This window comes from Micromonospora coerulea, assembly GCF_016598485.1.
GTDB classification, from domain to species: domain Bacteria; phylum Actinomycetota; class Actinomycetes; order Mycobacteriales; family Micromonosporaceae; genus Micromonospora; species Micromonospora coerulea.
In genome coordinates this window covers 1-25,220 of sequence record NZ_JAEMUW010000043.1, presented here as the reverse complement: position 1 = coordinate 25,220, position 25,220 = coordinate 1, and the positions used below count along the sequence as shown (strand labels likewise).

The 25,220-nt window shown below is 66.7% G+C and carries 23 protein-coding genes and 4 pseudogenes; 13 read left to right on the top strand and 14 right to left on the bottom strand.

Annotated elements, in window-relative coordinates:
- Window positions 1-135 precede the first annotated feature (135 nt).
- Window positions 136-1,005 (top strand): hypothetical protein, encoded by an 870-nt coding sequence (locus I8N68_RS30425; RefSeq protein WP_200216438.1) that lies wholly within the window; start codon window positions 136-138, stop codon window positions 1,003-1,005.
- A 271-nt stretch (window positions 1,006-1,276) separates the two neighbouring features.
- On the opposite strand, the gene I8N68_RS30420 is transcribed toward I8N68_RS30425, so the two are convergent.
- From I8N68_RS30420 to I8N68_RS34420, 3 genes are read right to left on the bottom strand one after another with little or no spacing between them, the layout of a single operon-like run.
- Entirely contained in the window at window positions 1,277-1,564 is a 288-nt protein-coding gene (locus I8N68_RS30420) for a hypothetical protein (RefSeq protein WP_200216436.1), read from the bottom strand.
- A 54-nt stretch (window positions 1,565-1,618) separates the two neighbouring features.
- Window positions 1,619-1,789 carry a hypothetical protein gene (locus tag I8N68_RS33385; RefSeq protein ID WP_234040888.1) on the bottom strand — a complete coding sequence of 57 codons (171 nt, stop codon included), beginning with the start codon at window positions 1,787-1,789 and terminating at the stop codon, window positions 1,619-1,621.
- Between the two features lie 20 nt (window positions 1,790-1,809).
- Complete coding sequence (locus tag I8N68_RS34420) at window positions 1,810-2,424, bottom strand: hypothetical protein (RefSeq protein WP_234040887.1); 615 nt, start codon at window positions 2,422-2,424, stop codon at window positions 1,810-1,812.
- A gap of 134 nt (window positions 2,425-2,558) precedes the next feature.
- On the opposite strand from I8N68_RS34420, the gene I8N68_RS34415 reads away from it, so the two are divergent.
- The 4 genes from I8N68_RS34415 to I8N68_RS34105 all read left to right on the top strand — a co-directional run bounded on the left by I8N68_RS34415 (window position 2,559) and on the right by I8N68_RS34105 (window position 5,134).
- A complete protein-coding gene (locus I8N68_RS34415; RefSeq protein WP_372433916.1) occupies window positions 2,559-2,906 on the top strand; it encodes a replication initiator in 348 nt (115 codons plus the stop codon).
- A 67-nt stretch (window positions 2,907-2,973) separates the two neighbouring features.
- On the top strand, window positions 2,974-3,192 hold the full coding sequence (locus I8N68_RS30405; RefSeq protein ID WP_200216433.1) for a helix-turn-helix domain-containing protein: 219 nt from the start codon (window positions 2,974-2,976) through the stop codon (window positions 3,190-3,192).
- A complete protein-coding gene (locus I8N68_RS30400; protein ID WP_200216431.1) occupies window positions 3,189-4,325 on the top strand; it encodes a tyrosine-type recombinase/integrase in 1,137 nt (378 codons plus the stop codon). The genes I8N68_RS30405 and I8N68_RS30400 overlap by 4 nt, the downstream gene beginning before the upstream one ends.
- Window positions 4,326-4,825: 500 nt before the next feature.
- Window positions 4,826-5,134, top strand: a complete 309-nt coding sequence (locus I8N68_RS34105) for an integrase core domain-containing protein (RefSeq protein ID WP_307813038.1) — start codon at window positions 4,826-4,828, stop codon at window positions 5,132-5,134.
- A gap of 209 nt (window positions 5,135-5,343) precedes the next feature.
- On the opposite strand, the gene I8N68_RS34410 is transcribed toward I8N68_RS34105, so the two are convergent.
- Both I8N68_RS34410 and I8N68_RS30390 read right to left on the bottom strand, forming a co-directional pair.
- Entirely contained in the window at window positions 5,344-5,694 is a 351-nt protein-coding gene (locus I8N68_RS34410) for a DUF2335 domain-containing protein (protein ID WP_372433914.1), read from the bottom strand.
- A complete protein-coding gene (locus tag I8N68_RS30390) occupies window positions 5,694-6,761 on the bottom strand; it encodes a caspase family protein (protein WP_267909705.1) in 1,068 nt (355 codons plus the stop codon). The genes I8N68_RS34410 and I8N68_RS30390 overlap by 1 nt, the downstream gene beginning before the upstream one ends.
- Window positions 6,762-6,988: 227 nt before the next feature.
- Here I8N68_RS30390 and I8N68_RS30385 point away from each other — a divergent pair, with 227 nt between their 5' ends.
- The 4 genes from I8N68_RS30385 (at window position 6,989) to I8N68_RS30370 (ending at window position 8,562) form a co-directional block, all read left to right on the top strand.
- On the top strand, window positions 6,989-7,336 hold the full coding sequence (locus I8N68_RS30385; protein ID WP_200216421.1) for a hypothetical protein: 348 nt from the start codon (window positions 6,989-6,991) through the stop codon (window positions 7,334-7,336).
- On the top strand, window positions 7,266-7,562 hold the full coding sequence (locus tag I8N68_RS30380) for a hypothetical protein (RefSeq protein WP_200216418.1): 297 nt from the start codon (window positions 7,266-7,268) through the stop codon (window positions 7,560-7,562). Before I8N68_RS30385 ends, I8N68_RS30380 begins: the two co-directional genes overlap by 71 nt.
- A 346-nt stretch (window positions 7,563-7,908) precedes the next feature.
- Window positions 7,909-8,226, top strand: coding sequence for a hypothetical protein (locus I8N68_RS30375; protein ID WP_200216416.1), 318 nt, complete (start codon window positions 7,909-7,911; stop codon window positions 8,224-8,226).
- A gap of 39 nt (window positions 8,227-8,265) precedes the next feature.
- Complete coding sequence (locus I8N68_RS30370; RefSeq protein ID WP_200216414.1) at window positions 8,266-8,562, top strand: hypothetical protein; 297 nt, start codon at window positions 8,266-8,268, stop codon at window positions 8,560-8,562.
- Window positions 8,563-9,079: 517 nt separating this feature from the next.
- Here the strand turns inward: I8N68_RS30370 and I8N68_RS30365 are convergent.
- Window positions 9,080-9,643, bottom strand: coding sequence for a hypothetical protein (locus I8N68_RS30365; protein WP_200216412.1), 564 nt, complete (start codon window positions 9,641-9,643; stop codon window positions 9,080-9,082).
- Between the two features lie 1,325 nt (window positions 9,644-10,968).
- On the opposite strand from I8N68_RS30365, the pseudogene I8N68_RS30360 reads away from it, so the two are divergent.
- Together I8N68_RS30360 and I8N68_RS30355 are read left to right on the top strand one after the other, a co-directional pair.
- Window positions 10,969-11,145 (top strand): annotated as a pseudogene (locus tag I8N68_RS30360) (NADAR domain-containing protein); the annotation flags it as partial.
- Window positions 11,146-11,582: 437 nt separating this feature from the next.
- Entirely contained in the window at window positions 11,583-15,230 is a 3,648-nt protein-coding gene (locus tag I8N68_RS30355; RefSeq protein ID WP_200216411.1) for a YobI family P-loop NTPase, read from the top strand.
- A gap of 737 nt (window positions 15,231-15,967) precedes the next feature.
- Here the strand turns inward: I8N68_RS30355 and I8N68_RS30350 are convergent.
- The 4 genes from I8N68_RS30350 to I8N68_RS30335 all read right to left on the bottom strand — a co-directional run bounded on the left by I8N68_RS30350 (window position 15,968) and on the right by I8N68_RS30335 (window position 20,071).
- Entirely contained in the window at window positions 15,968-16,255 is a 288-nt protein-coding gene (locus I8N68_RS30350; protein ID WP_200216409.1) for a transposase, read from the bottom strand.
- A gap of 463 nt (window positions 16,256-16,718) precedes the next feature.
- Window positions 16,719-17,897 carry a MalY/PatB family protein gene (locus I8N68_RS30345; RefSeq protein ID WP_200216406.1) on the bottom strand — a complete coding sequence of 393 codons (1,179 nt, stop codon included), beginning with the start codon at window positions 17,895-17,897 and terminating at the stop codon, window positions 16,719-16,721.
- A gap of 190 nt (window positions 17,898-18,087) precedes the next feature.
- A complete protein-coding gene (locus I8N68_RS30340) occupies window positions 18,088-19,509 on the bottom strand; it encodes a dihydrolipoyl dehydrogenase family protein (RefSeq protein WP_200216404.1) in 1,422 nt (473 codons plus the stop codon).
- 1 nt (window position 19,510) lies between these two features.
- Window positions 19,511-20,071 carry a hypothetical protein gene (locus I8N68_RS30335; protein WP_200216402.1) on the bottom strand — a complete coding sequence of 187 codons (561 nt, stop codon included), beginning with the start codon at window positions 20,069-20,071 and terminating at the stop codon, window positions 19,511-19,513.
- A 175-nt stretch (window positions 20,072-20,246) separates the two neighbouring features.
- On the opposite strand from I8N68_RS30335, the gene I8N68_RS30330 reads away from it, so the two are divergent.
- Window positions 20,247-20,855: a TetR/AcrR family transcriptional regulator gene (locus tag I8N68_RS30330; protein WP_200216401.1), complete on the top strand. Its 609-nt coding sequence runs from the start codon at window positions 20,247-20,249 to the stop codon at window positions 20,853-20,855.
- Between the two features lie 42 nt (window positions 20,856-20,897).
- On the opposite strand, the gene I8N68_RS30325 is transcribed toward I8N68_RS30330, so the two are convergent.
- The 4 genes and pseudogenes from I8N68_RS30325 to I8N68_RS30315 form a co-directional block, all read right to left on the bottom strand.
- The gene (locus tag I8N68_RS30325) at window positions 20,898-22,133 is read right to left on the bottom strand and encodes a low temperature requirement protein A (protein WP_200216400.1); all 1,236 of its coding nucleotides are present in this window, start codon (window positions 22,131-22,133) and stop codon (window positions 20,898-20,900) included.
- Window positions 22,134-22,264: 131 nt separating this feature from the next.
- Window positions 22,265-22,633 carry a hypothetical protein gene (locus I8N68_RS33380; RefSeq protein ID WP_234040884.1) on the bottom strand — a complete coding sequence of 123 codons (369 nt, stop codon included), beginning with the start codon at window positions 22,631-22,633 and terminating at the stop codon, window positions 22,265-22,267.
- A gap of 19 nt (window positions 22,634-22,652) precedes the next feature.
- Window positions 22,653-23,075: pseudogene (locus I8N68_RS34405) on the bottom strand (ISAs1 family transposase); the annotation flags it as partial.
- Window positions 23,076-23,294: 219 nt separating this feature from the next.
- A pseudogene (locus I8N68_RS30315) lies at window positions 23,295-24,006 on the bottom strand (IS6 family transposase).
- A 60-nt stretch (window positions 24,007-24,066) separates the two neighbouring features.
- Here I8N68_RS30315 and I8N68_RS30310 point away from each other — a divergent pair.
- Window positions 24,067-24,555: pseudogene (locus I8N68_RS30310) on the top strand (AlbA family DNA-binding domain-containing protein); the annotation flags it as partial.
- Window positions 24,556-25,220: the final 665 nt, after the last annotated feature.

Below are 25,220 nucleotides of genomic sequence, written 5' to 3'. Positions count from 1 at the left end.
GGGCCGCCTTGAGGATGTGCAGAAAGTTCTCACCATTTCGTCGGCAGTCGTCTTTCCGACTCCGGATGATGCGTGACACCGCGGCTTCACTTGATGGGTGACGCTCGCCGGAGCGATGCATGGCACCATGTGCGCGTGCTTGCTGAGATCACCGGATTGCCGGCGGGGGTCAGCCTCGGTGCCGATCGCACCCGACTCCGACGACTTCTCGGCGACCATGACGCCTTCCGTCGGGTTGGCTCCGCACTGCTGTCCGACCAGTTCGCGACGGCGGGTCTGATGCTCAACTACGACAGCGCCGACCGGGTGACCTCCATCGATGCCGTGCAGCCTCTTGACCTCCGGCTACGTGGAGTAGAGCTCCTGGACCGCCCGTATGGGGCCGTCGTGGAGGAGCTGACGGCTTGCGGGTTCACGATTGAAGACGACGATGTCGGAGGGCTGGTTGTCGGTTCCGGCGTGTACATCTACAACGGCGCCTCAGACGAACGCGACGAGCCAACCGAGGTTGTCACCCTGTACCCGGTCGATTGGCATCCCGAGCGGAACGCACACGGCGTGTGGGAGGGCGTGGGAGATGTCGGGCCGCTGGCTGCGCATCGTGTCGTCGCAAGGGTCGGAACCGATCGCATCAGCTTGGACGAGGACCGCCAGCACCTTCGGGAACGGCTGGGCCGCTGCTACCACTCCGTACCGGAGGACGGGTGGCACGCGGCGCAGGACCGGTATGTCGAGCACGGCCTTACCCTGGGGTTCGACCCGGCCGACAGGCTCGTAACGATCGTGATCGACGGCCCGGCCGAAGCTCAGTACGACGACATCCCGTTGCTCCGGCGACCTTCTCAGGAGGTTGCCGCGGACCTGACCGCCGCTGGGGTACTTCTTGTGGAGCGGGAGGCCGAGTACTGGGCGCCGGAGCTGAACATCGCCATCTGGACCGCTCGCTCAGACCGCACGCTTCCCGTGTCGGCGGTTGTCATCGGCAGACTGCCGTACAAGACGTAGCGTCCCTGTCGCTAGCACGGGGTCTAGCTGGACGCGTCACCCATCAAGTGAAGCTGATGTGTCACGCGTCAAGTGGAGCCCGACATCGTCGGCAGTCGTCGGCAGTCGGCAGTCGGGTCTCGGGACCTGCGTGATCGGTATCAGGACCTGGGTGGCTCTTTCGGCCGGCTGTTGGTTGAGATGAGCTGACGGAACGGCGGTATCGAGCCGTCCAGGACGTGCCTGCCGGTCAAACGGCTGCGGACTCGGAGCTGCGGCGAAGGGTGCGGGATCAGTCTCGGGGGGGCCCAAACTGAGCGGACGTGCCGTTGGCAACTCGACGTCGGTGGTTGGCCCGGGTCAGGAAGAAGACGGCGAGGCCAACGACCACTCCGCTGACGACACCGACGAGCACTGATCGCGCCAGCCAGCCGGTCAAGGCTCCGAAAAATACAGCCAGCAGCAAGTACGAAGCACGGTTGACGTTCGGGTGTCGCAGGCCAAAGGCGTCGGCCGCGCGGAGCATGCCAAACCCCTGCGCGCGCCGATCGAGCCGATACCTGAACGACTTCCCCTCCACGACACCACGGTTCCCTGGACGAGCCAAGGTGAAACAAGGGCAGCGGTGGGCGCCTCAGGCGGCGTAGACGGCGGTGGCGTCGTCGCTGCGCTTGTTGCGTGCCCAGCGCATGCAGGACGGGTCGGCGGCCTCGATGGCGCGTACCCGGCGGATCAGTTCGGTGGGGCCGTTCTGCTTCAGGACGTCGAGCACGTCCGGCCAGTCGAGCAGCCCGAACAGGGCCACCAGGCGGGCGGCTCCGTCGGTCAGCAGGCAACCCGCCGGACGCTGTCGAGTGGAACTTCACCAGTGATGGCGTGCTGGGCGGCGAACGGGTCCGCGGCTGCCACCCAATAGCCGCCGGGTTGGTTGCGGGCGGCCAGCTCGGCATGCTTCATCCGCAGCAACGCCGCCTGCTTCTCCGCAGATCCGAACGGGTGCCGGTCGGCCTCTTCGCGTTCGGCACGGGCGGTCTTGTCCACCCGGTCGTCAGTGATGACCTGGATGCCATCGGCGGTGTCGATGAGCACCGTGACATCACCGAGCACCAGGAACTCCAACGCGGTGTCCTTGAGCCTCACCATGGCCGCCCCTGCCGAGGGTGTGCCGGGGTGCCTGAGGTCGCAGGTCTCCCGGTGCTGGTCGGCGGTGAACCGGATTCCGTACATCAGCGCGTTGGACAACTCGGAGTCGCGGTCGGCTGCCAGGCCGGCGAGGGCCGAGCCCAGCTTGGCGGCGTACCAGGCAATGCCGTGAACGCACCCAGTGCCGGTGCGGGCGGTGGCCCCGTCGAGGACCACGATCAGGTTCTCGCTGGCCATCGCCCAATCCTCATTGGGCGACTTCGGGTTGCCGGCCTCCGCGGCGGTCGAGACGCGCATCAGGCAACACCTTCGCTGCGGTAGATCGGTGTCAACGCGTCGACCTTCTTTACAGTGCGCTTGCCCGGGTCGTAGGTGCACGACACCAGCAACGAGAACCGGCGGTTCTTCACCTCGCGGTACAGCTCGTCCAGGTGGTCTTCGAGGACGCCTGCTGGACCCTCGGCGGCCACCGCGACTGGCAGCAGCTACGGCGATGGGCGCACATGCTCGGCTTTGGCGGCCACTTCCTCACCAAAAGCCGCCGCTACTCCGTCACCTTCCGCATACTCCGCAACGCCCGCGTCATCTGGCGACGCACCGACACCGGCCACGAATACGCCGACGAGACCGACGACGACACCACCCTCATCGTCGGCCTGCTCACCTACGCAGGCTCCGGCTGGCGCACCACTGGCGATGCCCTGCTGGCCAACACCGCCGCCGCCATGGCCCGCGAGAGGCACCAGGTCGGACGAGAGGAACTTGCCGCCGCTGCCTGACCCGGTCACCGATCCGCCGTCAAGCCTGCCTTGACGGTCAACCTGTCCCCGATGGAAGGAGCACCGCTTGACCGCACTCGCCCTCGACGCACCCATCAAGGCGCTCTACCGCATCCCCGAGGCGATGCGACTGCTCAGCCTCTCCCGGTCCGTGATCTACGAGCAGATCCGCGCCGGTCGGCTGCGTACCGTCCGGCAGGGCCGTATCCGCCTCGTACCCGCCGCCGCTATTACCGCCTACGTCGACCTGCTCGAAGACGAAGCTCAGAAGGGAGGCACCCAATGACCAAACGCCGTGCCCGGGGAGAAGGCGGCTTGCACTGGGACGAGTCCCGGCAACGCTGGATCGCCACCGTCACCGTCGGCTACACCCCAGCCGGCAAGCGCATCGTGCGCAAGGGCAGCGGCAAGACCAAGACCGAAGCCCGCACCAAGCTGCGGGAAAAGATCCGTGACTACGAAAACGGCCTCGCCCTGGTTCAAGACGGGCACACCGTGGCCGATGCTCTCAATGACTGGCTCACGTACAACGGGCTGAGCAACCAGTCCGAGAACACCAAGGCGAACTACACCACCCTCGTGCGCTCCCACATCATCAGCGACCTCGGCGCGAGGAAGCTGCGGGACCTCAGCGCTACCGACGTAGACCGCTGGCTCCTGGCCAAGTCCCGGCACCTGAGCACCCGCACCCTGCGGCTGCTTCACTCCTTGTTGAACCGCGCGGTCACCCGGGCCATGGCGCGAGACAAGGTCAAGCGCAACGTCGTTGCTCTCTGCGCCGTTCCGACCGGTCGCACCGGCCGGCCGTCCAAGTCACTGACCTTCGACCAGGCCAAGACTCTCCTGGATGCTGCCGAAGACAGCTCCCTGCACGCCTACATCGTGGTCTCACTACTGACCGGCGCGCGCACCGCAGAACTGCGTGCCCTCACCTGGGCACACGTCGACCTCACCGGCAAGCCGGACAACGACCCAACCGTGCCACCGTCCATCCAGGTCTGGCGCTCGGTCCGCGCCGACGGGGACACCAAGACCAAGAAGTCGCGTCGCACCCTGGCCCTGCCGGCCCGGTGCGCCACCGCGCTCACCACCAACCACGAGCGCCACGGTCGGCCTGCTGCCGACCGCCTCGTCTTCCCCTCCTCTGCCGGCACTGCCCTCGATCGGCACAACGTGCTGCGGGCCTTCCGCCCGGTCGTCGCCAAAGCGGGCCTTGACCCGCGCGACTGGACCCCACGCGAGCTGCGGCACAGCTTCGTGTCCCTGCTGTCCGACAGCGGCATGAGCATCGAGCAGATTGCCGACCTCTGCGGCCACTCCGGCACGACCGTCACCGAGAGCGTCTACCGGCACCAACTGCGGCCGGTGCTCCTGTCCGGCGCGGTCGCCATGGATCGGATCTTCGGCGCTGAGGCATAGTCACTCAGTTAGACACCCAGCTACGAAAAGAGGGCATATCCATCGATGAGATATGCCCTGAACAGTGTCGGGACGGCCGGATTCGAACCGACGACCCCTTGTTACCGTCCGTAGCCATCCCGGCCTTGTCATTGGTCGTCAAAAATAAGCGCTGACGTGCACAGACACGGTCAGAGACCGATCGCCTCTTGTCACGGGTCGTCAACAGCAGGTGGGGGTTTTCGGGGGGTAAACGGGGGCAGACCGACGGGACGTCGCCAGGGTCCGACCGCGCCCGCCGCCCTACCATCGAGGTCTCCCGTCACCAAGAGAACGACGAGCCCCCATCCATCGGGACCCGCCTGCCGCGAGGTCCACGTCGTCGGGGTGAGGGCGCATCCGACCGGCGCCTGGGTAGCCCAGCAGGCGCGGAACTTGCTGATGGACCTCGGCGAGCGGGTGAGCGGCTTGCGGTTTCTGCTGCGGGACCGAGACACAGAATTCACGGCAGTCTTCGACGCGTGTTCGCCGCCGAGGGCATCGACGTGATCAAGAGTCCGCCGCAAGCGCCCCGGGCGAATGCGTTCGCCGAGCGCTGGGTAGGGACCGTACGCCGGGAGTGCACCGACCGGATGCTCATCGTCGGCGAGCGGCATCTGACGACGGTGCTCGCCGGGTACACCCGCCACTACAACGATCACCGGCCGCATCGTTCACTGGATCAACGGCCACCGAATCCTTCGCCGCATGTCCTTGACCTGAACGGCGCCCGGGTCCAACGACAACCGATCCTCGGCGGATTGATCAACGAGTATTCGCAGGCAGCGTAGCCGAACCGACTTTACGAGCCCTGCACCATCGGAAGTCCGATGGGTTCACCCCGACGCCGAGGGCCGGTACGCCGTGAGTGCCTACCTGTGGCCGTGGCGGTGGGCAAACGAGTAACTACTTCCGCCAGCGCGAGCACTATTATCATCATCTGGCCGCTAACAAACGCCAGCCTCGACTAACCCAGTTGCGACTGCGCTCACAGACAAGCTCACCTATTCCGAGATAGCTTGCCAGTGACAAAAACGGCAACGATTGAAACGGCACCGGTTCCAATGATCGCTGCTCCTTGCGTGGCCGCGCCTTGATCGACGAAATATTTCGCCAACCATGCGAGTATGACAACTGTACCCAGCCCGCACACCTGACCAAAGACTCGCGAACCCAGTTCGAGTAAATCCATGTGCCTGCGGTGTCGTTCATCCCGCTCACATTCACACATGATCCGGTCAAAGGTGCCGGGTTGGACCGCCTCCCATTCTTGGGCGTCGGCGGGTTTCGGTAGAGACAATGGGCCAGGGCGACCAATATCCGGGGTGACCAGAGGGCGCTGGCTAGGCATCAGGGGGCGCTCCTCTGGCCATGCTGGTCGGTCTCCTCTACTCCTGATCGGCTAGGCGCACTCCGTTCCAGCTTCGAGTATTGCTCCGCTAGATCCGCCTGTATGCGAGTCCAACCCGAGAGTCGGCGCCGATAGGCCAGGCCGGTAGAGTTGCCAAACGGGTCGAACACACTTGCGAGTCCCTCAATAAAAGAAAGCCAGCCCGAATTCTTCCGTCGCACAACAGGGGCCCGGTCGTGCACCTGTTCCTCTGGGAAGGGAGGGCCGTAACCCTTCTGTGGAGAATCGAGATGGGCAGCCTGGCTCGTGGCGGCTACCAGGAAATCCGCCGTGCGCCGAGATGCGACGAGCACTGGCTGGGGGATGCCAGTTGCAGGCAGGCGATTGCTGACATAGGCGAAAAGCTCTTGGAGATCAACGAAGCCGTCTCCGTTGATGTCTGCATGGCCGTCCCTCAGAGCATCAATAAGAGCATGGGTAAATGGGGAGTGCCTTTCCGACGCGCGATCGAGGCCGTAGGACGAGGCCAGAAGTGCGAGCTTGGAATTGCCGGCTCGCCATCGCTCTGGCGCACGTGGGTCAAAACTCGCCGATGCCATGCAGGCATCAAGAATCAAAACAACGGAACTGGCCCGACAAGTACTCATTAGGTCGGCCAGCTCATCGACTGCGAAGCCTGTCTGCCACGCACTTCCCGGGTCCGTATCTCGCGATGCGAGATATACGCGTCGAGAATCATCCGAAATCGCGTGGCATGCGAGGTGAAGCAGGAGGGGCCTGTCCTGGTCGGCGTTCAACAAAAAGTCGCGAATTGCTGCGGCTGCCTCGCGCGCTCGCGGGTTTCGCAGCGCTTCCACCTCGTACCCACCAACGACGGGGTCACGCAAGATATCGGCAAGCTCCTCGGCGTCATTTGCTGCAGCCGGCAGCTCCGGCAAATCAGATGCCTCATACTCGCTAGTCCCTATGACTAGCGCTCGGCCCGGCTGCAAGGAGACTCCCCACGATCCAATACCACAGTGATGGCTTACCGCACGATCGTAGCGCGTCGATGCGAAGCAGGACATCCCTTCGCATCCGGATGGGTAGGCGCCCACGGCGCATCGGACGTGCCCCGGAGGGCGACCTGTCCCCGGTGGCGCGATTCCGTGACGCCTATCCATGATCGACCGCCTGACGTCGGCCGCTTACTCGACTCCCTGTGCCGCCGGTCAAGACTCTCCAGGGGCCCGCTACGACGTGACGATCCAGCGGGCGCGACCGGCTCGCGTGGCAGATGCTGTCGGAGAGCTCGATGACGCTCAACTATCGCGAGTTCCCGGACAAGCTGCGAGTGTTTCTGGGGCCAGCGGCCAGCAAGGCCCGCGACATCGACCACTGGGAGCAGGACATGCGCTCCCAGACGCTGCTGGTCCGCAACGACGCCGGCGACTACCGGCCAGCCCACCGGTCGCTCCTGGAGTTCTTCGTCGCCTACAAGTTCGCGGCCGAGCTGGGCCTGCTCGGCGGCCCGTTCCTCGACCTGATCGGCGGCGTTGCCGGGGCTGCCCGACGCGACCTGGTCGGAGCACATGCGCAGCGAGAGACGACAGGCCGGCGTCGCGCAGGCCCTGCTGCCACTCGCGCATCTCCCGCCGGGTGATCTCGGCGATCGGCCGGTCGCCGAGCCGGCGGAAGACGTGCAGCCGGTCGTCGGCTTCAAGAATCGCCTGCCGCGCCGTATGCAGCTCCGCGATCCGCGCCTCGACGCTAGCGACGTCGATGTCCTCCCACGTGATCGCGCGGATCGCCTCGTAGGCGCTGCGGCGACGGTCCAGCTCATCGCGTTCCTCGTCGATCGCCGTGCGGTCCTCATCGATCTTGTCTAGTGCCTCGGTGATTTGGTCGAGCTCGCGCTCGATGTCGGCGATGGCGTCTTCGTTGCTGAACCCTATGATGTTGGACTGGTCGTTGCGGCCGTGGCTGCCCCGGACTCCGAGCCGAGTCTGCCCCGCCAGCGTGACGCGGTAGCCGGGCCCGTCGAGCTGGTGCGGGCTTTCCACACAGAGGGCGTTGCGGATCGGGTCGGACACCTGCCGGCGTACCCAGCCGGCGAACGGGAAGTCCTTGAATAGCAGCTTTCCGGCGACCTTGGTGGAGTCCTCGTCGAGGTGGCCTGTCTGGTGCAGCCGCGCACCCTCGAACGTCAGCCGGCCGCGCAGCCGCAGCGGGTCGATGGGCCGTGGAGAACGCTTCGAGCTGCTCGTGGGGAACGAGCAGCAGGCGGGCGCTGGCACCCAGGACCGTCTCCACGGCGGTGCGCCACCGTGCGTGTTCGGGGGCGACGTCGATCAGTTCGGCGACGAACGGCAGGTCCGCGACGTCGATGCCCGACGCCTCGGCGGCCTGGCGGCGCAGGTCGTCGCGAAATTTGGGGACACGTCCGGCGCAGCCGGACAGCGAGGCCTGCTCGTCGGACAGGGCCTTTCGGCGCTGGAGCAGCGGGAACGACCGGTCACGCAGCCCTTCCCGGCTGTCCCGCAGGGCCTTTGAGGCGGCCTCGTAGTTGGCCAGGAACGTCCCGGCGGTGGCGTGGAGCTGGTCGAAGAGTTCATTGTCATGCAGCGGCGTGGCGAGGCAGACCGTGTGTTCGGCGAGGCCATTGCGCCGCGCCAGGCGCTCGTCGCGGCCGCGACGCGCCTGCGTCACCTGTTGGGCCAGGCTGTCCAGCTCGGCACCGCCCGCCGCCTGGTGGGCGGCTCGGGTGGTGCCGAGTTCCTCGTCGAGGGATTTCACGTCCTTGTCCGCGCCCGTATGGTCCTTGACGGCGTGCTCGTGCTTGGCGCGGTTGTCTGTGATCACGGCCTCCAGCGGATTGCTCGCCAGTAAACTGCAGAACCGGGCCATCCCAGGTTCAGGACCAGGCGCCCGCGGGGAACGAGGAGATTCGAACCCAGGAGAACCTCTTGTCGAGCCTCCTTCAGGGCTTGTCATTGCTTGTCAAAACCCCTTGTTACCGAACGTAGTCAACCCGAGCTTGCCATTGCTTGCCAAAAATAGGCACTGAGCTGCGCAGACGTGGTCAGGCACTGGTCTCTTCTTGTCACTGTTCGTCAACGCCTGGCCAGGGTTTTCGGGGGGTAAACCGGGGGAACCGACAGACCGCCGTCAGGGTCCCACCGCGCCGCTCCACCCGGGACCGGGACCGGGACCTCCGTCACCAAGAGGAGAACCTGCGTCCGCCCGTCGCAACCCCGCCCGCCGCAGGGCATGGGGTTCGTGTCGGCGGACCGACACGAACCGATACCCAACTTGGGCTACGCGTTCACGGCGCCATCCCGATCGGCGGATAGCAAGCCTATCTGCCTGTGGGCCCGGGCCCATCTCGCTTGAACCGGGGACCGTGTCAGCTCTCGGTTGCGGGGACGGCCGGCGGCTGCCGTGGGCCTTCCGCTCGGATGAGAGTGCCGAGGTGGTGGCCTGCTTCGATGGCGTTGATGGGTTGCCCGGCGAGGCGGCTGAACAGGGTGTCGAGCGGGTAGTGGGCCAACACGTGGTAGCGGGCGAGGTACATGACGGCTGCGGTGGCCGGATGGCCGCAGACGGGTGCGAGCAGGGCGTAGGTCAGGACCTGGTCGACCAGGGCCTGGAGGTGGTGGGTGCCGTCGAGGTGGCCCGTTTTGAGTTCGACGATGGTGGTGCCCGCGAGGAAGTCGGCGATGCGGAGTCCATCCAGCAGGTTCAGGGAGGCGGTGACGGGTCCGTAGCCGCGTAACGCGTTGCGGAATCCGCTGGTGTAGCTGGCCCAGAAGGCGGCAAAGGCGGGGCGCGCTGCGCGCATCATTTTCGCGTACACGGTGATGGCGCGTCGGTCACGCAGCGCAGCTTGAATTGCCTGCCGAACCTCATCGGGTGTCGCCGGTCGGAGCGCGTGCACTGCCCGGTCGAGGTCGGGTAGCAGGCTGCCCACTGTGAACAGTCGAGCGCCGGGGATGTAGTCGTCGGTCCTGCGCCACGGCGCGTCCGGGGGCGTCGGTGGTGGGTGCGTATCCGGCGGTGGTGAGCAGGCGCCCCCTTCCATGCTCGGGGAGGCTGGCGATGAGTTGCGGGTAGGGCGGCTCGTCGCACAGGTCGAGCGCGAGGGTCCGTTCCATCGCCTGACCGAATCGGTCGGGGTTGGGAGGGTAGGCGCTGATGGGGGCAAGGGCGCGGTCGATACGTTGTTGTAGGTCGGCGATGAGCCAAGGCCGGTGCGGGAACTGCTGGGCGAGCCATCGCTTCGACGCCGCCGGCTCGGTGCCGGCACCGATTACGTGCGAGGTCATCAGGAGCCGATCCTTTACAGGTGGGGGCATGCCGGCACGTCGCCGCACTTCTCGGGGTGAGACGGCGTGGACGGGCCGGGCAACGCCCACGTGGAGGGATGGGAGGACAGCCAGCAGCCTGTCGACGGCTGCGACGGAGCGATCACGGAGCGGGCCGCAGGCGGGGTCTCAGCCCGTCGGCATCGGTGGCCGACTCCTCGGGCTCCGCATCACAGAGCGGCACCACAGCAGCTTCAACAGCCAGACGAGGCCAACTGCATGGCGAACGAACCATACGCGGCGCAGCTGATCGACAAGCCGGCCAGAGGGCTTGATCTGATAGTAACGGGTGCCGTTGCACTGCCAGGCCCGTCGGCCTTGGCATTGAAATCCATCATTTCACAACTTAGGGTGTCTACTTACTTCCGCTGAGTGAGCTATCTGACGATGCCGCGACCAGGTTCATCGGATGAGTGAGGTGGCCGCGACATGGACACCGGCAGGCACAACCCCAGTTGCGCGACAGCCCAGGGACATCGGTGCCTTTGCACCGAGTGCGGCGGCTCCCAGCACGGCGTGCAGGGTTGGCTCGACCACGTCGGCCACGATCACTCGATCCGTCGCAGGAGACGGGAACACTTCGAGGGCAGGCTGGCCTGGACGAAGCATCGGTCGCGGCGCTTAGAGAAGACCCGCTTCAACAAGGAGATCACCACCGACTTGCCCGCGCGGACATAGCGGATTGGCTTTCCACCCCGTCATCTTCTTCGGTGCCCGAAGTCGGCGAGCCGTATCCGTCGCCCGCCGAGCAGGTGACAGCGCTTGCCGAGAAGATGACCCGCGGAGCTTGGCGGGAGATCGCCATAGAACTCGACCGCGCCACTCCGGACGCCACCAGCGTCAAGCGCGACCTCACCCACCACGGCTGGTGTGACCTCTTTATCGCTTTGGTCCGGGTGATCGAGGTGACCGCGACATCACTCTGGACCTCATCACCGGCACCGGCGACCGGGTCCTGGTCGAGGCCAGCCCGATCGACCGGATCTGGGGCATCGGACTCAGCGCCGACGACCCTGACGCCGCCGACCCAGGCCAATGGAAGGGGCTCAACCTGCTCGGCTTCGCCCTCATGCAGACTCGTCAGCGACTGCGCCAGGACAGTCCATGATCGACACAATGTCCGTGCCCGAACGCCGGTGAGAAGGATCTACTCGCAGCGTGGGTCGAGGGCGAGACGCGCCACGGTCCGCCGGCGTGGGAGCAGGGCGCTGGCTGGCTGCGGTTCGCGTTCTACAGAGGCCAGGAGTCCAATCCGTAACCGTCAGGCAACCCTGGCGAGGTCCACGGCGCAGCAGCAAAGTGAGATCACGCTGATAGCCTTCGGCTTGGTGTAGTCAACGGGCCGGCATAGAGCCTCCTGCTCAAGACTCAATGGCGCAATTGAGCCGGGCTGGCGCACCGGGTGTCGCGTCCGCATGCGCGGATCGACGCATCACCTGGGGCTCGCGGGCGCGGTCCGCAGACTCATCGCTCGACGCGGCAACCGCGCGTGGACGACACAGCGCTTTCCTCTAGCCTTGGCTGGTCACGGGGGAAGGGGAGAACGTGCGCTGGTGGGAACGACGACAGGCTGGGGGGGTCGGCCCGTCGAGGTCGGCAGACGGTGATGTCGCGCTGCTTCCGCTGACGCCGCAGTTCCAGCCGGAACAGCACGGGGAGTACGTCGCACGGCTGACCACGGCTCTGCAGGACCCGGACGTCCGCAACATCGCGCTGACCGGTCGGTACGGCGCGGGCAAGTCGAGCGCCCTGCAGGCGTTCTCCAACCAACACACGGGACGAGTTCTCAACCTCTCTCTGTCGACTCTCGGGCCTTCCGAGGAGGAGAAGTCGATCACCAACCGGATCGAGAAGGAGCTCGTTAAACAACTGCTGCATAGCCAGCCGCAGCGGGCGCTGCCCCGCTCGCACTTCCGGCGCATTGACAAGCCGGACTTCCGACGGGCCGTCGCATTCGCCACGACGCAGGTGGCGGTGGTTGCGGTGATCCTGTTCCTCCTCGGCCGCTTTCCGCGCCTGGTCGGCTCCACCAAGGACCATCCGTGGCCGGTGCGGGCCGGGGCGGTCCTGCTGTTCGGGCTGCTGATGGTGGCCGTGCTGACGTGGATCCGGCAGGTCGTTCACGACCGGGTCGTCTCCTCGGTGTCCGCCGCCGGGGCCACCGTCGCGCTCGGGGCAAAAGAGGTCAGCTATTTCGATAAGTACCTCGACGAGATCGTCTACTTCTTCGAGTCGACGAAGTTCGACGTCGTCGTCTTCGAGGACCTCGACCGGTTCGACGACCCGCACATCTTCGAGGAGTTGCGCGAGCTGAACACCCTGCTCAACACCTCGCACGCCTCGCGGGGCCGAACGATCCGCTTCGTCTACGCGCTCAAGGACAGCATCTTCGAGCGGCTGGGCAACGACACCAGGCAGCTGGACGACGGCGCCTCCGCCGAGTCGGTGCGGGCGAACCGCACGAAGTTCTTCGACCTGGTCGTGCCGGTGGTTCCCTTCATCACCCACCGCACGTCACGTGACCTGCTCACCAAGTTGCTGGCCGGTCCGGCTCTCGTCTCGGTGACACCCGACCTGGTCGACCTAGTCGCGCGGCACATCAGTGACATGCGGCTGCTGAAGAACATCCGCAACGAGTACGCCGTGTTCGCCGCCCGCTTGATCACCGCGAAGCACGGTGTGCCCCAGCTACGCGCCGACTCGGTCTTCGCGATGATGGTCTACAAGAACGTCCACCTGGCCGACTTCGAGCAGGTCTCGCTGGGCCGCAGCGACCTCGACAAGCTCTACAAACTCAGCCGCGACCTGGTAAATCAGTCCATCGCGATGCGGCGCGAACGCCTCAGCGAGATCGCCGACTCCGAGGCACTGGCCGACGTTCTGCGGGACAAGCCCGAGCGTTTCGCCGAGCGTTTGAACTGGCATGCCGAAGTCATCCGGCGCTCCAGCAACAATCATAATCACACCCTTACGGGCTATAAAGTCGGCACCGAAACCTTCACTCTTGCACAGGCTGGGACCCCCCGATTCTGGCGGGTGCTCATCGCCGACGGAAACGGACCGACCGCGAACTTCACCTACTACGGCTCGCCTTGGGCCGTTTCTATCCCGATCGGCGACATCCGTGAGCTGTTCCGGGCCGAACTCGACCTGGACGACTGGGACTCCCGCGAACGTCAAGCGTTACAGGCCGAACGCCGGAAGGCGATCGCCGACGTCGCGGCGCTGCGGAAGGCCGACTTCGCCGACCTCGCCGCGAACCCCACCTTCACCCTCGCCCGCGACACGGCGAAGGTCACTTTCGAGACGCTCCTCAAGGAGACGATTCGCTCCGAGGTCGCCCGTGACCTGATCCGCCGCGGCTTTATCGACCAGAACTTCGCCCTCTACGTGGCCCAGTACTACGGCGAGCGCGTCTCCATCCGCGCCATGAACTTCATCGTGCAGCACGTGCAGCCCAACATTCCGGACACGTACTACGCCTTCGACGGGCCGGAGGACATCGCCGGCGTCCTGCGGGACACCAAGGAGGATTTCCTCGACCTGAACAGCGCTTACAACATCGAGCTCCTAGACCACCTGCTAGCGAATCAGCACCCTGGCGCCCGGACTGTCCTCGACCGCCTCGCCGAGACCGACGGCCCGGCCGAGCGGGCCTTCCTCCAGGCCTACCTGAGCGGCGGCGCGCAGACCGCGGAGGCCGTCCGGCTACTGTCCGGCACGTGGCCGCCGATCCTGAGCCGGATCCTGCAGGTCCCGGACCTGCAGCCGGAACGCCGGCTCGACCTGGTCGACGAGGGAGTCGCACACGCCGATCCGAACCTTGATCGACAAATCGAGGAGCAGGTGACGACCTACCTCCAGGACAACTACGCTCGCCTGGCTTGTCTGACCCGGCCCGTCGACGAGCCGTCGGCACGCAATGCGGTCGCGCTGCTGCGGCAGGCTCGGGTGGTGATCGAAGACCTGACCGTTCTCGATCGCGGCGTACGCGCCCTGGTCGTCGCCGACAGCATGTACACCCTCACCGCAGGGAACCTGCGCAGCGCGCTGCACAATCCGCCGGCCCTGAGCTTGGACACCACCCGGACGATCGATCCCGTCGTCTACGGCCACTGCGTCGCCAATCCCGCCGCCTACCTCGCCGCGGTCGAAAACGACGAGCCCACGACGGTGACGGTCGCGGATCCTGGCACCTTCGCGGACATCGTTACGGACATCTCCGGTTGGGAGACCGACCTGGCAGAGCGGGCCTGCCGCGCCGCGGCGACGGAGTGCCGGATCGAGCGTCTCGTCGAGGTACCCGCGGAGATCTGGCCCGCGCTGGCGCGCTCCCGGCGGTTCCCAGCGACGGTGACCAACACGGCCGCTTACATCGAGCAGGCCGGCGGGATCGACGAGGATCTGGCCGGTCTACTCGTGAGCGCGGGCTCGATCACCGCTCCCGCGGACGAGCCCGACCGGCTCGCCGAGCAGAAGACACAGGTCGCGGTGGCGATCCTTCGCAGCCGCGATACGGTCCCCGTCCCCGAGATCCGCGTCGCGTTGGTCGCCACGCTCACCCTGACCGAGTCAATCGCTGCGAGCCGCATCGAGCCGGAGAACGGCCCCCTGCTCGGCGAGCTGCTCCGCCACCAGATCTGCGACGACACCGCCGAACTGTTCCAGCGATTCGCTACCGCCGACTGGGAGACAATGCGGCACGGCGTCGAATGCTCGGCAAAGTTCGTCGACTTCGTCACGCCCGCCCTCCTCGACGAGGACATGACCGCCCGGTTGTTAGGCAGCACCTCGATCAGCCAGACTGTCCAGCAGGCCGTCCTGTCCCGGCTGGACGAGTTCGTTCCGACCGACCATCACGACGCGCTGCAGGCCGCCGGGCGATTCGCCGCGACGGCCCAGGTGCCGCTGAGCCCCGTTCAGCTGGAGCGGATCGCCCGGGCGACCCGCGACGGAACGCTGGTGGTCCAGCTGGTCGACCAGCTCGGCAACGCCATCTCTACGGACCGGATCATCGCCGTCCTCGCGAACCTCGGGAGTCCCTATGCCGATCTGACCACCCCTGCGGCTTCGCCGGACTTCCCGCTCGACACCCATCACCTCCACATCCTCACCCGGCTCAAGCAGGAGGAACGTTTGTCGAAGTTAACCCGGCGCCCCGCCAGATCCCAGATCAGCGTCACGGTCGCCTGAGCATCAGCCCTACGGGTTGCCTTCGAGGCGTTCGAACGGGATGTCACGATGATCATGGCCTGGCCGCGCTCGACGCGGCCGGATGCATGGTGACCGGAACAGGACGGCATGTTGTGACGAGGCGGTCAGACTGGTGGTAAATGGTCCTCTACGCACGGCCGATCCCCCGCCTCGTCCGCTTCGACCCTGACCCGTCCACGGTGTAATAATGCGCGCACCTGAGGTTTCCCGGTAGCGCACAGGCTTTGGGCTACGTCGGAAATCCTGCCGAAGTATCCAGGCCTCGGGCTTCTATTTGCAATCCTCCTGCGCACATCGGCTACCGTGACGGCGCAGTGCTTGCCCGGGCGGCCCTCGTGAGGAACGAGGAGACTCGAACCCACAAGAACCTCTTGTCGAGCCTCCTTCAGGGCTTGTCATTGCTTGTCAAAACCCCTTGTTACCATCCGTAGCCGCTCCGGGCTTGTCATTGCTTGCCGTAAAAGGGCATTGACCTGCACAGACACGGCCAGGGGTTGGTCTCTTCTTGTCACTGTTCGTCAGCGTCAGGCCAGGGTTTTCGGGGGGTAAACGGGGGCCACCGTTGGGCCGCTTCCAGGCGTCACCGCACCCATACCCGCCACCGCGGGGTGTTGTCCGGTCGCCGCGACGATCAACTGCACCTGCTGATCGCGTGAGCTTCCCCCGGTTACCCGGGCTGCTCTTCTGTGATGGGTCAGGCCGCGGCTGCGGGTAGATCATTTTGGGAGGACGTTCTCCTGCGCGAAATAGGTCGCGGCCCGGCGCAGGATCTCATTCTCCACCTCAAGACGCCGCTTCTCCTTGCGCAACGACGCCAACTCTTTACGCTCGTCGCTGGTCAGGCCCTCGCGCTTACCGTCGTCGGTGTCGGCCTGGGCCAGCCAGTTCCGCAGACACGACTCCGAGATCCCGAGATCCCTGGCGATCTCCCGGATCGGCTTGTCCCGAAGCCGAGCCAACTCGACCGCGCGCTGACGAACCTCCGGCGGGTGTGGTGCGGGCATCCGAACTCCTCCCTCGGCGACCAGTGTCGCCTCAGCTCAGGTGTCCGGGGAACCGGGGGAAGCTCACGCGACCGCTCGGGTTAGGTGTGGGGGTTTATGTCGGTGGGGGGACGTCAACCATGAATCAATGATCGCCGTTCATGAGGAACTACAACTGATTCCCAAATGACGGCAGCAGTCGGTTGCTGGCGCCCGTTGCTTGCGCGACGGCGGGGCAAGACAACGACCGGGGTCGGGGCTGCTGCCGCCCGCTCGCCCCTGGCCGGCGCTTCCTCCGCCTCGCCGTCGCCGCCCGGCTCACCGTCGCCATCGCCGCCGGGCACCGCCGCGGTCAGGTCGTCTCCTTATTTACGCAGCGCAGCCTCTACCAGCCAATGGATCGGAGATCGGCGCGGTAGCGGGAAACCCTGACGCGTGCCGCTGCGAGGACTGCAGCACCATGAAGCGCGGCCGAAGTGGCTTCTCAGGCGACGGCAGTGGCCATCCGGAATACCGCCTCGGTGATCAACTCCGGCGCGGTGACCAAATTCAGCCGGACGTGGCCGCCGCCGCCGGTGCCAAAGGCCGAACCGGAGTTGAGCGCCACCCGGCCACGGTCGAGGAACACGGTGGCGGGGTCGTCGCCGAGGCCCAGGGTGCGGCAGTCGAGCCAGGCGAGATAGGTGGCCTGACCGGGGTGGTAACGGATGGCCGGCAGGTGCTCGGCGAGCAGCGCAGCGAGGAGCCGACGGTTGTCGTCCAGGCCGGTCAACAAGGCGTCGAGCCACTCTCCGCCGTCGCGGAAGGCGGCGGTGTGGGCGATCACGCCGAGGTGGCTGGTGCTGACGCTGGCCTCGAACGGAACGCGGGCGAGGTCTCCGGCCGCGGCCGGGCCGGCAATGAGAAGCGCACCGCGCAGGCCGGCCAGGTTCCACCCCTTGGAGGCAGACATCAGCGACAGGCCGTTCTCCGCGCCGGGCACCGAGAGGTACGGCACGAACCGCGCTCCCCCACCCACCACCGGTGGGTGGATCTCGTCGGCGACCACCCGCACCCCATGCCGCTCAGCCAGCCTGGCGACGGCGGCCAACTCGTCCGCGGTGTGCATGACGCCGGTCGGGTTGTGCGGGCTGCACAGCAGGTACGCCGCTGGCCGCCCACCGGCCCGAGCCTGCCGGAACGCGTCCTCCAGTGTGCCGAGGTCGATCCGCAGGTCCTCGCCGAGCGGCGCCTCCACGATCCGGCGGCCGGCGTGCGCCACGAACTCGTAGAACGGCGGGTAGACCGGGCAGTTGACGACCACCGCGTCCCCCGGCTCAGTGACCAAACGCAACGCCTCGACGATGCCGTGCATCACGTCGGGCACCAGCGCGGTGCGCTCCACGGCCAGCCCGTCCCAACCCCACCGCCGCCGGGCGAACTCTGCCAGCGCCTGCGGGTACGCCGTGCCGGCGGTGTAGCCGGTGTCGCCGCGCGCGACGGCGTCGGTGATCGCCCGCGCGACCGGCTCGGCCAGCGGCACGTCCATCTCCGCCACCCAGAGCGGCAGCACGTCGTCGGGGTACTCCCGCCACTTGAGGCTCGTCCGTTGACGGAGCTGGTCGATCGTGAGCTGGCGAAGAGGATTCACCGCGTTTCGGGCACCACTAAGCACACCACTCATGGCCGAAGCCTATTCCGCTCCGTCCGGCCCGCGCCGACCTCGGAGCACTCAGCAACGGCACCCCATGGTCGTGGGTCAGCGACGATCTCCCTCGCCGTACAGGGCAGTCCCGACCATGGCATCCAGCCCGGAGCGGACGGCAAACCTCGTCCCGGCGCGAACCGCGACGGGACGAGCGCTTGGTTAACCGTCAGCGGCCGTATGTCTCCAGCAACCGCAGCCAAACCTCGCTGACGGTCGGGTATGCCGGAACCGCGTGCCACAGCCGGTCGAGCGGGACCTCGCCGACGATGGCGATCGTGGCGGCGTGGATCAGTTCCGCGACGTCCGGGCCGGCGAGGGTGAAGCTGACGATCACCTTCCGGTCCTCGTCGACGACCATGCGGGCGTGTCCCTTGTAGCCATCAGCGTGCAGGGAAGATCCGGCAACGGCGCCCAGGTCGTAGTCCACGACCCGGATCCGCAGTCCGGCCGCCGCGGCCGCGGCCGCGGTCAGCCCCACCGATGCGATCTCCGGGTCGGTGAAGACCACCTGCGGCACCGCACGCTCATCGGCCGTCGCCGCGTGCCGGCCCCACCGGCCGTCCTCGACCTTCTCACCCTTCGCCCGGGCCACGATCACGTCACCCACCGCGCGGGCCTGATACTTGCCCTGATGGGTCAGCAGCACCCGCCGGTTCACGTCACCTGTGGCATATAGCCACTCCCCGCCGCCGACGACGCGCAAAGTGTCGTCGACCGCCAGCCAGGCACCCGGCGCCAGCCCAATGCTCTCCAGTCCGATGTCCTGTGTGTTTGGCGTCCGGCCGATCGCCACCAGGACCTCGTCGGCCTCCACCCGCTCGCCGTCGGCGGTCTCGAGGTGGACGGTCCCGCTGTCGTCGCGGTTGACGGAAACAGCTTCCGCGCCGAGGCGTACCGACACACCGGCCTCGCGCAACGACTCCGTGACCAACTCGCCGGCGAACGGCTCCACCGACGGCAGCACACCGTCACGGGCCAGCACCGTCACCGAAGACCCCAGAGCGGCGAACGCGGTCGCCATCTCGGTCGCCACCACGCCACCACCGATCACCACGAGCCGGCGGGGAACCGACCCGGACGAGGCGGCCTCGCGGCTGGACCACGGCGCCGCCTCCCGCAGACCCGGGATATCCGGCAGCAGAGTGCTGCTTCCGGTCGTGACGACCACCGCGTGCCGCGCGGTCAACCTCGTCGTGACACCGTCGACGCCGGTCACCTCGACGACCCGGGCCGAATGGATCCGCCCCTGGCCGCGGTACAGCGCGATCCCAGCCGACTCGAGCCAGGACACCTGCCCGTCGTCCTTCCAATGCGACGCGAAGGAGTCCCGGCGTCCGAGCACCGCCGCGGCATCCAGGTTTCCCGTCACCGCCTCCCGCGCACCCGGCACCTGGCGAGCCGCCCGCAACGCGGACGCGCTGCGCAGCAACGCCTTGGTCGGCATACAGGCCCAGTACGAGCACTCCCCGCCGACCAACTCCCGTTCGACAATGGCGGCGGTCAGGCCGCCCTGCACGACCCGGTCGGCGACGTTCTCCCCGACCGGACCCGCACCGATCACGACGACGTCGTACTCGATGTTGGTCATGTCAGTTGCCCTTCGCGCTGCGGCTGAGGCGGATGGCGGCGATGAGGAAGAAGATGGCGCCTGGGATGGCGTAGCCAGCCGCGTTGGTCAGCGACGGGTTGTCCGCGGAAGCACCGGCGATGAAGGACCCACCAGCCAGAACCGAGATGCCGCCACTGATGATCATCGGCCACTGGCCGGCCATCTTGCGACGAGTGACACCCACGATCAGCTGGACCAGACCGGCCACGATCGCCCAGGCGCCCCACACCCGCAGGACAGCGGGGATGCCGGACGCGCAGGCGACACCCACGCCGACGGCGGTGATCAGGCTGACCGCGATGTTCACGTACAGCAGGGTCGGCGAGCCGGTGGTCCGCGACGAACGAAGGTCGTAGATGGCGGCGCCCACGTCGAACAGCGGGTAGAGCACGAAAAGCACCACTGTGAGCGGGCCGATCTCCTTGGCGGTCGCGATCGTCACCAGTGCCCACACGATGGCGAACGCGAAGCGGGTGAAGTACAGCCGCCGTAGTGCGGAAGCGGTCTGGGAGATACCGGGTGAAGCAGCAAGGGTGGTCACGGTGACCCTTCCAGTGGAGGCGTGGGGAGATGGAACGTTCTGTTCACGTTCAGCATGGCAACCTCAACTCAAGTTGTCAAGACCGAACGTTCTATCCCCTACTCGGAGCGGGGCTGCCGGACCTGAGTCCGCTCGCGCATCTCAGACCGAACGTTCTATCCGCTAGGCTGGTTGGATGACGCGCGGCGAACCCGACACCCGGCCCTCCGAGGCGCGACTCCGGCTCCTCACCACGGCAACCAGGATCTTCTACGCGGAAGGCATCCACTCCGTCGGCGTTGACCGGATCATCGCCGAGGCGAAAGTGACCCGGGCCACCTTCTACCGGCACTTCCCCAGCAAGGAAGACCTCATTCTGGCCTACCTGCGTGAAGTCCATCAGATGGATCGCGGCATGGTCAACGCGGCCATCGCCACCAACCCGTCGCCGGTCGACTCCCTGCTGGCCATTGCTAGCTCCATCGCTGAGAACGTCCAGTCCCCCGGGTTCCGCGGATGCGCCTTCCTGAACGCCGCGGCCGAGTATTCCGACACCGACCATCCCGTGCACCAGGAGATCATCGCCCACCGGCAATGGTTCCTGGACACGCTCACCATGCTGATGACGCAGGTCCACGAGGAAACGGCGGATCCGGCCGCGCGCCACTTCGTCATGCTCCGCGACGGCGCCATGGCAGCCGGATGCCTTTTCGACCCCGCGTTGGTGTCCGAGACCTTTCTCCGCGGGATCGAAGGACTCCTCCGGATCAATGCCGAGCGCCAGTCGACGGAGTCCGCCCGCTAGTCCGGGTTCTCGGGTCTGGTCGATGTGCGCGGCCGCGCGCGGTCACGCCTCGGAGTCGCGATCGCCGGACGCCTCCCGCCCGATCGGCGAGGCGGAAACCTCCAGCGGACGTCCCCGGCTCCGCAGCGCGTCGAGTAGCGCGACCAGGGCCAGCACTCCGGCCACCACGCTCAGCCCGACCATCGGCACCCAGCGGGCCAACGCCGGCGTGAACAGCAGCAGGGCCACCACGCCGATCATCCGGGATCGGGAAACCCGGCCGAAGATCTCGTACTCCAGCCGCACACGGGCGACGAGGAAGAGCACCGGTCCGCCTACCACGAACAGAAGCCAACTGGGCCGCGGCGACCCGTACGGATGATCGATCACCAGCTCGTAGCCGACCGCGGTGACGAGCACGCTGAGCACGATCAACGCATGCGTCCGTTCCGACGCCGTGCCCAGCCGGCCGGGCATACCCGCCCGACCCAACGCTTCGGTCAGCAGCAGACCGGCGCGGTGGAAGTAGATCCGCCAGAGGAGCGCGCTGGTGGCGAACGCGACCCCGAAGGCGGCTGTCCGTTTCGCGGAGTAGTCCGTGCCGTTGAAAACCGTGCCGATGACAAAAATCGACTCACCGAGTGCGATGAGATAAATCTGCTGGTGACGGTCGGCAAGATGCTCCCCGATGATCCGCCAGCGGCCCACCGCCGCAGCCCCGAGCCGCGGCAGCGGCCAGCCCAGGCCCCAGGCGAGGTAGTCGACAGCGAGGGCGGCAGCCCACAGCGGCAGGCGAAGCCAGTCCGGGCCCAACGCGCCGGCCAGCCAGAGTGGCGCGCTCGCCGCAGCCCATGCGGCAAGCCGGAACGGCACCAGCCGTCGTGGATGGCCACGCAGCGCGGCGGCGACCACCAGCGGCCGCACCACCATCACCATCAAGTACGCGACCGCGAACGGCAGCGCCCGCTCCTCCATTGCGCGTGGCAGCGTCACCGCCATCACCAGGGCGGCGAACATGGTGCCGACCACGACGGCCTGAATGATCGACCGCTCTGGTTCGTAGCGACTGGTGATCCAGGTGGTGTGCGACCAGATCAGCCAGAGCGCCAAGAAGAGCAGCAGGGTACGACCGAACCCTGCGATGAGCGCCCAGCCAGTGTCATTGCTCAGGTCGGCGAATCGTTGCGAGACCCGGGTGAGGGCCACAACGAAGGCCAGATCGAAGAAGAGCTCCAGGAACGTGGCGCGGCCCGAACTCGTGGGAGGGCGCAGCAGGTCGGCACCGCGTCCCGCCGCCATCGTCCGCCTCCGTCCGCCCCTTTGTCGCACCAACGAATCGGCCGCCGGAGGGATGCGTCAGCCTTTGACGGCGTCCCCTCACCCCCACGGCCCCGGCGTTGTTCCTTTGTGTCTAGTTTGATCTTGGCTTGTTAGATGCCGTAGACGGCGAAGGTGTCGGCGCGGTCGTGGAGGTCGCGGCGGGTGTGGGCCATGTTCGCGCGTCCGGCGAGGCGGAAGGTATTGAGGGCCAGGTTGCGGAAGGTGGCCAGGGCTCGTGGGGCAGTACCGGTCCTGAGCTCGGAATCGTCTTCTCGGAAAGTCACGTCCCGGGCCCAGTGCAGGCGGTTCTCCACGCACCAGTGCCCTCGGGTGTAGTGGGTGAGGTGGTCCGGGCCGGCTTCGTCGGCGGGCAGGCTGACGATGCCGTGGATGATTTCTTTGCCGGTGGACGCCGTCGAGTCCGCCGGTGTCGCGGCGGAGCCGGAAGACTTGCCGGGCGCCGGGGAACAGGCTGTCATCGGCGGGTGCGGTGCGTAGGGTCCGACGTTCGGTGCGCCCGTGTCCCCGGTCGTCGTCGACGTGGATGTGGTCGGCGAACTCGGCGTCGGTACCGCGTAGCAGCGCCTGGGCGGTCTGGTAGGCGAGGGGCTGATTCCCCTTCAAGACCAGAAGGTAGTGGGCGTCGAGCACTTCGGTGATCAGGCGGGCGGTGTTCTTCGTCGTGTGCAGTGCGTCCAAGGTCAGCATCATCCCGGCCACGTCGAGGGGTGTCAGCAGGTCGGCGACCACCGTGTTCTCGCCGCGTTTGTCCGGGACCTGGCGTTGGCTCAGGATCACGCCGCTGTGGTGGGTGATCGCCGCGACCAGGAACACCTGCCTGGCTGGGGTGCGGGTCCCGCGCAGGAGTTTCCCGTCGACCGCGGCGGCGGGTAGCAGCCCGGCCGGCCGCGGGTGGGTCACCGCCCGCTTCTCGGCCCGGCGCTGCTCCCGTTCGACCGGTCCCGCGGTGGCCGCGATGACCGGGACGGGCGCGTCGCCTCGCACGACGTCCGCGGCGTATCCGCAGGTCGCCGTATCGAGGGCGTCACCGTCCAGACCGGCCAGGACCCGGCGGAAGGTCCGTTGGGGCCGTTGCGTTGCCGGATCGGCAGACACGGTGAACCGCGTTGGGAGACGGATTCAGATCGCCCGGGCCAACTCGGTGAAAGCCCTGGCCACCCGGTTCGCGGGTGGAGCATCGACGGCGAGTTCGTAGTGTCCGCGGCGAAGGTTCTGCATGAAGCCGTGTCCGGCGATGATCGTCTGGGCGGTCCGGTCGTTGCGTAACCCGCGCATTGGTCTGAGTCGTGCTTGAGCTGGCTGTGATCGGCCTCTATCGGATTGTTTGCATACCGCTCGACGTGATGCCATGCAGACGGGATCAACTCGTCGATCACACCGGGGTAGACCGCGGCGGCGTTGGTGACCACCTCGCTCGGCGTCATCTTCAACCTCGACAACGCCCGCTGGAAGAACCGCCGCGCCGCTGCGGCGTCACGACGTGGCGAGACGAGCACGTCGACGACCTGGCCATGCTGGTCGACGGCACGGTACACGTACCGCCAGACCCCGTTGACCTTCACGTATGTCTCATCGACGAACCAGCGGTCACCCGGTGAGTGACGGCAGAACCGGGCGGCGTCGGCCAGCAGTGGGGTAACCGCTGCACCCACCGGAACACGTGGTCGACCTCGACCCCACGTTCGGCCAGCAGTTCCTCCACGTCGCGATAGGAGAGGTTGAACCGTAGGTACCAGCGCACCGCGAGAACGATCACCTCGGGTGGGAACCGGAACCCGGCGAACGCAGACCTCGGCGGTGACCAGCACCGAACGCGAGACGATGACCTCACTGGTCCAGCCTGACCATACCGGTCAAGCCGTGTTCGATCTTGCTCGCGCCCAACGCAACAGAGCCCCTCATCGCCGCCGGCGAATCCCAGACGACGGAGTTCAAGTCCAGCGGCCGATGGAACCCCCACACCAACCAGTACGACCCGAAGCTCGGGCACATCCTGGTCAAGACGGTGTGCGGGTTCCTCAACGCCGAGGGCGGTATCCTACTCATCGGCGTCGAGGACGACGGCCATGTCGTCGGCATCGAGGGCGACCTCACGACTCTCGGCACAAAGCCGAACGCCGACGGCTATGAGCTGTTTCTCCGGCAACTGCTCGACGACAGCCTCTCCGCCCCGACCGCCCCGACCGTACGCATCCGCTTTCCCCAAGTCGCGGGACAGGCGATCTGCCAGGTCAGCGTCGCCGCGTCCGGCCGACCCATCTTCGCCAAACCGGCCAAGGGCGGCCCCGGCGCGTCGGACTTCTGGGTACGTGTCGGCAACGCGACCAAACAACTCCACGGCGATGACCTCATCAAGTATCAAGAGGAGCACTGGGGATAACGCACCGAGGCGTCAGCTGAGTTCGTGAGGCGTGTATCGGTGAGCTTCACTTGCACTCCATCGATTTATATGAGTTGGGCATGCCAGCGGCCGCTCAACCGCCCGTCGAACCGGTGGGAGGATTGAGCAGCAGCTGCCGGGCCCTACACGGGTCCGGCAGCCCGCAGCACGATGGGCCCACCGGCATACTTGTCGCAGCCCTGGGTCGGACTTCCCCGAAGCTGTGGACACCGGGCATGCCACGGCGTAGTCGGCACAAAGGATTGCTCGCCAGTAAACTGCACAACCGGCCATCCCAGGTTCAGGACCAGGCGCCCGCGGGGAACGAGGGATTCGAACCCAGGACAACCTCTTGTCGAGTCCCTCAGGACTTCTCATTGCTTGTCAAAACCCCTTGTTACCAACGGCAGCCGCCCCGAGCTTGTCATTGCTTGCCGCAAGTGGTCCTTGACCTGCACAGACACGGCCGGGCGCTGGTCTCTTCTTGTCACTGTTTGTGGACGTCAGGACAGGGTTTTCGGGGGGTAAACGGGGGCCACCGTCGGAACCCGCCCACGCCTAAACAGCACCCCCACCACTACGGATTTCCCGCGTACCTTAGGACGGCCAGGCTCTCGCATCACTGAGCCTTTTCCAAGCTGATCTTGCAGCTCAGGGCGGGTGCA